Annotated in this window: 3 protein-coding genes; all 3 read right to left on the minus strand. The window is 64.8% G+C overall.

The genetic code is table 11. The features are described from left to right. A partial coding sequence (locus CFB43_RS37385) for an ABC transporter permease subunit (RefSeq protein WP_089499092.1) occupies positions 1-758 on the minus strand: 758 nt, incomplete at its 3' end. Continuing rightward, a complete protein-coding gene (locus CFB43_RS37390) occupies positions 755-1,741 on the minus strand; it encodes an ABC transporter permease subunit (RefSeq protein WP_089495778.1) in 987 nt (328 codons plus the stop codon). The genes CFB43_RS37390 and CFB43_RS37385, both read right to left, overlap by 4 nt. 10 nt (positions 1,742-1,751) lie before the next feature. Next, a partial coding sequence (locus CFB43_RS37395; protein WP_089499093.1) for an ABC transporter ATP-binding protein occupies positions 1,752-2,825 on the minus strand: 1,074 nt, incomplete at its 5' end.

The following is a 2,825-nucleotide window of genomic DNA, read 5'->3' on the forward strand; positions in this document are numbered from 1 at the left end:
CCGATCGTCACCGCCGTGATGAACAGCGTCGCCAGCGCGTTCATCTCCGGGTTCAGCCCCAGCCGCACGCGCGAGAACACCACCAGCGGCAGCGTCGTCGAGCCCGGCCCGGACAGGAACGCCGACAGCACCAGGTCGTCGATCGACAGCGTGAACGACAGCAGCCAACCCGACAGCAGCGCCTGCGAGATCAGCGGCAGCGTCACCACGAAGAACACCTTCAGCGGCGTCGCGCCGAGATCCAGCGCGGCCTCTTCCAGCGACTTGTTCATCTCCTTCACGCGCGACTGCACGATGATCGCCACGTACGACACGCACAGCATCACGTGACCGATCCAGATCGTCACCATCCCGCGCCCCTTCGGCCAGCCGAACATCTGCTCCAGCGCAACGAACAGCAACAGCAGCGAGATGCCCTGGATCACTTCCGGGATCACCAGCGGCGCGTTGATCATCCCCGTATAGAGCGTGAAGCCCTTGAAGCGGCCGAAGCGCGCGAGCACGAAGCCCGCCCACGTGCCGATCACGACCGATGCGGTGGCCGTCAGCAAGCCGATCTTCAGCGACAGCCACGCGGCGCTCAGCAGCTCGTCGTCGTCCAGCAGCGCCGAGTACCACTTCAGCGAGAAGCCCGACCACACCGTCACCAGCTTCGACTCGTTGAACGAGTACACGACCAGGCTGATGATCGGGATGTACAGGAACAGGAAGCCGAAGGCGAGGACGCCCGTCGACAGCGGTTTGCTCGGCTTGATCATTTCGCGTCCTCCAGTTCCTTGACCTGGTAGTACTGGAACAGCGCCATCGGCACCAGCAGCAGCAACACCATCGCGACCGTCACCGCGGACGCCATCGGCCAGTCCATGTTGTTGAAGAATTCATCCCACATCACGCGGCCGATCATCAGCGTGTCGGCGCCGCCGAGCAGCTCCGGAATCACGTACTCGCCCACCGCCGGGATGAACACCAGCAGGCTGCCGGCGATGATCCCGTTCTTCGACAGCGGCAGCGTGATGCGCGTGAACGCGACCCACGGCTTGGCGCCGAGGTCGTACGCGGCTTCGAGCAACGTGAGGTCCATCTTCACGAGGTGCGCGTACAGCGGCATCACCATGAACGGCAGGTACGAATAGACCATCCCGATGTAGACGCCCGCGTCGCTGTGATAGAGCCGCAGCGGCGTGTGGATGATGCCGAGCGCGATCAGCGTGTGGTTCAGGAGGCCGTCGTCCTTCAGGATGCCGATCCATGCGTACACGCGGATCAGGAACGACGTCCAGAACGGCAGCATCACGGCCATCATCAGCACGTTGCGGCGGTTCGGTTCCGAGCGCGCGATGTAGTACGCCATCGGGTAACCGATCAGCAGGCACAGCACCGTCGAGACAGCGGCCATCTTCAGCGAGCTGAGGTAGGTCGCGATATACAGGTCGTCCTGCAGCAGGAACGCGTAGTGCGACAGCTGCAGCGCGAAGTGCACGATGCCGTCCTTGATCTCGACGAGCGACGTGTACGGCGGAATGCCCATCACCTGGTCGGCGAAGCTGATCTTCAGCACCAGCACGAACGGCAGCGCGAAGAACACGGCCAGCCACACGAACGGCACGCCGATCGCGACGCTGCGGCCCGACGGCAGGAAGCGCGACAGCGCGGCAAGGCGGCCCGGGCGGGCGCGGGCGGCACCAGTGCTCGCGGCGCCGGTCGGCACCGGCGCGGACGGATTGGAGGCGGAGGTTCTCATCGTGGCGTCCTCACTGCGTCAGCACGACGCCGCTGGCCGGCGACCACGACACGAACACGTCGTCGTTCCACGCCGGTGCGTTGTCGTTCATCAGGTGCGAGCTCGACAGGTTCGACACCACCGTCTTGCCGCTCGGCAGGCGCACGTGGTACAGCGAGTAGCTGCCCATGTACGCGATGTCGGTCACGACGCCGCGCGCCCAGTTGTGTTTCGAGCCCGGCTTCTCGCGCGACACGTGAATGCGTTCCGGGCGCACCGAGATGCCGACCGGCATCCCGAGCGGGCCGGTGATGCCGTGGCTCACGTACATGCGGGCTTCGAGGTCGTCGCTTTCAACGAAGATGTGATCGGGCTCGTCCTCGACCACGCGCCCTTCGAACAGGTTGGTCGAGCCGATGAATTCGGCCGAGAAGCGGCTGTTCGGAAACTCGTACACTTCGCCCGGCGCGCCGATCTGCACGATCTTGCCTTCGCTCATCACCGCGAGGCGGCTGGCCATCGTCATCGCCTCTTCCTGGTCGTGCGTGACCATCACGCAGGTCACGTCGACCTTCTCGATGATGTTCACGAGTTCGAGCTGGGTCTTCTGGCGGATCTTCTTGTCGAGCGCGGACATCGGCTCGTCGAGCAGCAACAGCTTCGGGCGCTTGACCAGCGAGCGGGCCAGCGCGACGCGTTGCTGCTGGCCGCCGGAGAGCTGGTGCGGCTTGCGCTGCGCGTACTTGCTCATCTGCACGAGCGCGAGCGCATCGGCCACGCGCTCCTTGATCTCGTGCTTCGGCGTGCCTTCCTGCTTCAGGCCGAACGCGACGTTCGATTCGACCGTCATGTGCGGGAACAGCGCGTACGACTGGAACATCATGTTCACCGGGCGACGGTACGGCGGCAGCGACGCGAGGTCCTCGCCGTCGACGAAGATCTTGCCGGAGGTGGCCGTCTCGAGCCCGGCGAGCATGCGCAGCAACGTCGACTTGCCGCAGCCCGAGCTGCCGAGCAGCGCGAACAGCTCGTTCTTCGCGATCGTCAGGTTCACGTTGTCGACGGCGGTGCTGTCGCCGAATTTCTTCACGACGTTTTCGATGCG

It is taken from the genome of Burkholderia sp. AU15512, assembly GCF_002223325.1.
In the GTDB taxonomy this organism is placed as follows: Bacteria; Pseudomonadota; Gammaproteobacteria; order Burkholderiales; family Burkholderiaceae; genus Burkholderia.

Coding starts and splice junctions, on each gene's coding strand:
- CFB43_RS37390 (WP_089495778.1), bottom strand. CDS start 1,741: ATGAGAACCTCCGCCTCCAATCCGTCCGCGCCGGTGCCGACCGGCGCC.